The organism is Streptomyces phaeofaciens (genome assembly GCF_014648915.1).
Lineage (GTDB): Bacteria > Actinomycetota > Actinomycetes > Streptomycetales > Streptomycetaceae > Streptomyces > Streptomyces phaeofaciens.
This window is the reverse complement of record NZ_BMSA01000078.1, coordinates 1-5,525: the sequence shown is the minus strand read 5'-3', so window position 1 is coordinate 5,525 and position 5,525 is coordinate 1. Positions and strand designations below refer to the sequence as shown.

At 63.5% G+C, this 5,525-nt stretch carries 1 protein-coding gene and 3 pseudogenes; 1 reads left to right on the top strand and 3 read right to left on the bottom strand.

The window, feature by feature from the left end:
* Positions 1-142 precede the first annotated feature (142 nt).
* The 3 genes and pseudogenes from IE275_RS45490 to IE275_RS45480 form a co-directional block, all read right to left on the bottom strand.
* Positions 143-1,113: pseudogene (locus IE275_RS45490) on the bottom strand (transposase).
* Positions 1,114-1,387: 274 nt separating this feature from the next.
* Positions 1,388-3,619, bottom strand: coding sequence for an ATP-binding SpoIIE family protein phosphatase (locus tag IE275_RS45485; protein WP_189718580.1), 2,232 nt, complete (start codon positions 3,617-3,619; stop codon positions 1,388-1,390).
* Positions 3,620-4,135: 516 nt separating this feature from the next.
* Positions 4,136-4,948: pseudogene (locus IE275_RS45480) on the bottom strand (IS5 family transposase).
* Between the two features lie 56 nt (positions 4,949-5,004).
* Between IE275_RS45480 and IE275_RS45475 the strand changes: the two are divergent.
* A pseudogene (locus IE275_RS45475) lies at positions 5,005-5,446 on the top strand (transposase); the annotation flags it as partial.
* Positions 5,447-5,525: the final 79 nt, after the last annotated feature.

Below are 5,525 nucleotides of genomic sequence, written 5' to 3'. Positions count from 1 at the left end.
GTCAATCGCCAAGGCCGTCCTCACCCTGGAGTTGCAACGCTGAAGAAGCTCAGTCATGTGACTGCATTCGGCTGACGCATCGGACGACTCGGACCGCGCCCGGTGCGGCGGCCCGCGCCGGCCCGCGCCGGCTTCGCCCCTCTTACCAGCTGGTGCGTGATACCGGGTGAGGGTGTGGTGGTCTGCTGGAGGGCTGTGCGTCAGGCTGCGGTGTGCGGTCGGAGACCAGTCCGGCAATGGTCTTGTGGGTGGCGGGCAGGGCAACTCGTCGGTGCGTCCAGCGGGCCAGTTGCTTCCAGCGTTTGTGGTCGGCGAGGGCACGTTCGACGATGAGGCGCCGGGACGAGTGCTGGTGGCGAGCTTGTCGGCGGGCTTCGTGGACTTGGGGTGGGCTGGTCTTGTTCGCCTTCCTTGGTGGGGTGACCGCCTGGCCGGGGTGATCACGCCTGAGGCCGAGGTAGCCGTCGTCCAGCAGCACCTCTACATCTGAAAAATGCCGGAAGCAGGGGGCGATACCTTCGTTGCGTGCGGCGGTCGCGTCGTGCATCCGCCCAGGTCGCAGGGCATCGGTCGATAACGTGCGGCCTTTGTCATCGGCGATGACGGTAGCCTTCATCGTGTTCGGCTCTTTCTTCCCCGACACGAACGCGCCCCGCCCGCCGCGGCCAGCCAGCGGCCGGCGGACCTGGATCTCGGTGGCATCGAGAACCAGGTCGACGCCCTCGGCCTGGGCGTAGGCGAACACATCCGCCAGTGTCCACAGCCGCAGACCGGCACGCTCGGGGACCGCGCACCCCGGTCGGCCCAAAGAGCGCGGATCTCCCCGATCGCGCGGGTGACAGTGGCGCGGTCGACACCGAACAGCAGCCCCAGCACCGAGTGCGGGAGATCGTGCCGCAGGTGAATCAGCGCGGCCACCAGCCGGTTCGACGAACACCAGCTGGTGCCGGGCGCCTGCCCCTGTCGCACGCTTCCTGGCCCCACACGTGTGTCGTGACGGCGCCCCTCAACAGCGGCGTGCCACGGCCCGGCCAACTCCTCGGCCAAACAGGCGAGATGGTGCCGGGATATCCCCGTGAACAACTGATGCGCGAGAACCGCCCCACCGACCATGATCGCCACATCCGGATCACGCCATCCACCAGCAAAGACGCATCACCTGCTATCACGCATCAGCTCGTAAGAAGCGGAGTCGGCGACCGGACTGCTCCTTCGTGGTGCGGTACGGCGTCGCTGCGCGCCGAACCCGGGGACATTCTGATCGGGCCTCCTGCGGAGCAGCCTCCGCCACCGACCTGATCAGCCCGGCCACCGTCAGGAGTTCACCACCACCGGGGCAGCGAGGCGGTGCGGCGAGCGACCGATCTGCGCGAGGCGCTGAACCTGCTCAGGTTCTGTGTGTTTGAGGTATGTCCAACTCGATCCAGACAGTTTTGCCGCGGCCGTTGGGGTAGGTGTTCCAAGTACGTGCCAAAGCATCCACGATGACTAGACCGCGGCCGTGTTCGGTCTGGGCCCTGCCTTCCTCTGTGAGGGAGAAGCCGGAGGGGATGGGGGGATTGCTGCTGGTGTCGCTTACCTCCAGCCGGATGTGATCTGGGAACGCTCGCAAACGGAGGTGGACGTTACTGCCGGCGTGAATGAGCGAGTTGGTGGTGATCTCGGAGACGATGAGCTGGAGGTCGTCTGATAGGTCTGCCAGCCCCCAGCAGCGGAGTCGCTCATCTACGAATTGGCGCGCCAGGTTGACTCCTCGCAGATCGTGGCGATGGATGTGGAACTCGCAGGTGCGGGGCATGTTCTCTACGGGGCCGACGCCTTCATAGCGTGCCAGGAGCAGCACTGCATCGTCGCGACGTTCATGCGGCTGGGAAACCTGGACGAGGATGTGGTCGGCCAGTGCTTCCAGGCTGATGCCTGCTGTACGGCGGCCGGAGCCGAGTAGGGCGCGTGCGCTGGTGATGGGGTCGGTGGTCTCGGTGTCAGTCAGCCCGTCTGAGTACAGCATGAGGACGGATTGGGGCTGCAGCACATGTTCCTGCGCACGGTAGGGCAGCGGATTGGTGATGCCTAGTGGGACATTGGGTGGTGCGTGCAAAAGACGAATTGGTTCACCGGGGCTACTGACGAGAGGGGCGGGGTGGCCAGCTAGGCATACCTCGCTTACGCCGTCGGCTGTGTTGCACAAAACGATGCAGCATGTGGCGAGTAGTTCTGTGCCAAGTTCGGCAAGCAGTCGGCTGGTGCGGTCGAGGATCGCAGAGGGGTGGTGGCCCTCGATGGCGTAGGCGACCACGGCGCTTCGTACCTGGGCCATGGTGACGGCACTGTCGATGGCGTGGCCCTCGACGTCGCCGACGACCAGAACGATCCGCCCGTTCGGGAGTTTAATGACGTCATACCAGTCACCGCCGACTTCGGCGGTGACTGCGGAAGCTAGATAGCGGGCCGCGGTGGTCAGCCGCGGGAGATCCGACAGCATATGTGGGAGAAGGCTTCTTTGCAGGCTTTCGGCTAGTGCCTTTCGGTTCTTGTTCTGTTCGATGCGTTCTACGGTAGGCCCCAGGAGCCCGGTCATCATCATCAGGACGGCTTTCTCCGCAACGGAGAGCCGGCCGGCTGACGCGAACTCGATACAGCACGTGCCCATGACATGCTGGCTACCGATCAGCGGGAGGTATGCGGAAGCAGGTTCCGTAACGCCCTTCTGATGGCCTGGCCGGTCGATGCCGCCGCGCAGGAACTGCGGGTGGCCTAGAAGGGCTTGGGCGATGGACGCGTGGCCATGAGCCTTGCTGCCATGTAGCTCTTTCACCATCTGGTCGGTAGCTCCGGCATGCCCGACGACCCACAGGCGATGCTCGGCGATGGAAGCCAGTATCAGGGACCGGGCGTCGAAGGTGGACATCAGGCAGGACTGGACAGCGTTCATGACGTCGCCCATGTTTGTAGCGCGGTTGAGTAGGTCGGAGAAGTGTCGGAGCTGGTACATGTAACTCATGCTGGCGGAACCGGGGACGCCTGGCATTCCCCTGCTCAATTGGTTCCTAGTAGGGCCTACGGCCGACGTTTCGCCGACGATCGGTATGGCGACGGGTATTTGACTGGGTTCAATTTTTATGCCATGCAATTCGAGCGACGCTATATCCCGTGCGAGGTCGCCACTTATCTTCTTCAGCTGAGCGCGCTCCGCAGCTTCATATTCTCCAGATTCCAACCTGATAGCAGTGAGGGAACCGAAGCAATCTCGATCGGTCATGACCGGGGCTGAGACAACGGTGAAAGGGGACAGAGAGATGTAGGACGGATCGACCTCGGCGGATTCAGGAGCGGAGGGAACTACAACGGTCCCGGTCTGCACGGCACGCGCTGAGGCGTATGGAGCGTTCATTGTCATCCTTTCCGGAATCATGAAAGCAGCCGGCACATCGCCGCCGATCACGGCGGCGCGGAGCTCACTGCGGTCCTCGCTCAGCAGATAGACTACCGATGCCATAGCATTCAGGCGATATGTCGTCTCACGGACCGCGATGCACAGTACGGAGAGCAATTCCTCAGCGCCTTCTTGGGCGGGGATGCTCTCCGGAGAGTGCTGCGCAGTCGATTTCCTGTCGATCATGAAATGTCTCCTGCAGCATAGGTTCGGTAGATCCAGGATAGCCGGTGCGCGTGCAACCCGATTTCGAGCGCGCGATCGATCTAGGCCAGGCGATTCCTGATCTTTAGCGGGGCGACGGTCTCTCGAATCGAGGGAGCCGACTGGGATCGGCAGCCGATGAAGCGGGACATCCCTTTGGACTCGCAGTCTTCGGCTCGTGGGTCCGCCGGCCTGCTCTCCGCGCTGTCTTGATCGGAAGCATCCTTTTCGTGTAGCCGGGAGTGCGGAAGCCTCCCGATCAAGATCTCTACCTGGAATGCGCCAGCCAATAGAATTGATTTTCCCCTATAGCTCGAACTGTGATCCGGATATTGCATTATTCGATCGGGGGAAATGGGGTGCGTTTCAGGGAAGAGATTCGTAATGCAAGGAGCGCGCCGAGATTCGCACTGACTGAGCGTCCAGAGATTGCGCCCGTGATCGGCAAAAGCGCATTATGAGTTCCTCGCCGAACATTCGAGGTGGTTACACCGTGTCCTACATGGTCAGTTTGCCGAGGCGTTTGTAGCAGCAGAGGGCCGCTGCGAGGCCGAGGAAGTAGTTCCGGGGGTGTCGCTCGTAGCGGGGTGACAGGCGGCGGTAGCCGGTCAGCCAGGAGATCGCGTGCTCGATGACCCACCGGCGGCGGCCCAGTCGTTCGCTTGAGTCGATTCCCTTGCGGGCGATGCGGACGCCGATCCGCTGGCTGTGCAGCCATCGCCGCAGGTCAGGAACGTCGTACGCTTTGTCGGCGTGCAGGCGCTGAGGTTTGGAATGGTCGCTGTGGGATTCGTGTCCTACGTGGAAATGGGCGACCATCGGCTTCAGCCCGAGGCTGTCGTGAGTGTTCGCCGCAGAGAGTCCGACGCGTAGGGGCAGTCCGTTCGCGTCGGACAGGACGTGCATCGTGGAACCCGGCTTGCCCCGGTCCACGGGCGATGGACCTGCAAGTTCGCCCCCCCTTTTCGGCGCGTACGTGAGCGGAGTCGAGCACTGCCCGAGAGAGATCGACCAGGCCCTGGCTATCAAGCAGTTCGAGCACCTTCTGGTGCAGCCGGCCCCAGACACCCGCACGCGACCAGATCAGGAACCGGCGGTGCACCGTGGACTTCGACGCCCCAAAGCACCGCGGCAGGGCCCGCCAGAAACGCAGCCGCTGACCAGGACGTAGATGATGGCCGCGAACACCGCTTCGTCATCGATGTTGGCCACCCCTCCGCCCTGCGGACGCACCCGCGCCGGCGGCAGCAAAGGCCTGGCGATCTCCCAGAGTCCGTCCGGAACGATCCATCCCCACCGTCCACTCCCCATGCCCAGCTCAACTGCCAACTGACCATGTAGGACACGGTGTAAGACCCTTGTCCTACATGGTGAGGCGGACGTTGGTCCGCCGCGCGGGGCGGGGTACGTGGAGTTGGATTGTTCCGGACGGGCTGCGGGAGATCGCGAAGCCGCTGATCCCTTCGTCAAAGGCGCGTCCGAAGAGCGGGGGAACGCAGGACGCACCCGATGAGACGCTGTTCGCGGGCATCGTCTATGTGCTGGTCAGCCGCTGTTCCTGGTGGGCTCTGCTGCCCTGCTTCGGCATATCGAAGTCGACCGCCCCGCGTCGGTTCTTCATCTGGCCGAGAGCCGGCGTCTGGGGCCGTCTGCACGAGGCCGTCCTGCACCGGCTCGACGATGCCAGCCTGATCGACGTCACCCGCGCCGTCCTCGACACCGCTCACGTCAGGGCCAAAAAAAGGGGGCGAACACACAGGTCCAAGTCCCGTGGACCGCGGCAAGCCGGGTTCCAAGATGCACGTCCTGTAGGACGCGAACGGGCTGCCCCTGGTCGTGTCCCTTGACGTGGTGTAGGCGATCAATCGTCGGTCGTGTTGGTGGTGTT

Coding starts and splice junctions, on each gene's coding strand:
- IE275_RS45485 (WP_189718580.1), bottom strand. CDS start 3,619: ATGATCGACAGGAAATCGACTGCGCAGCACTCTCCGGAGAGCATCCCC.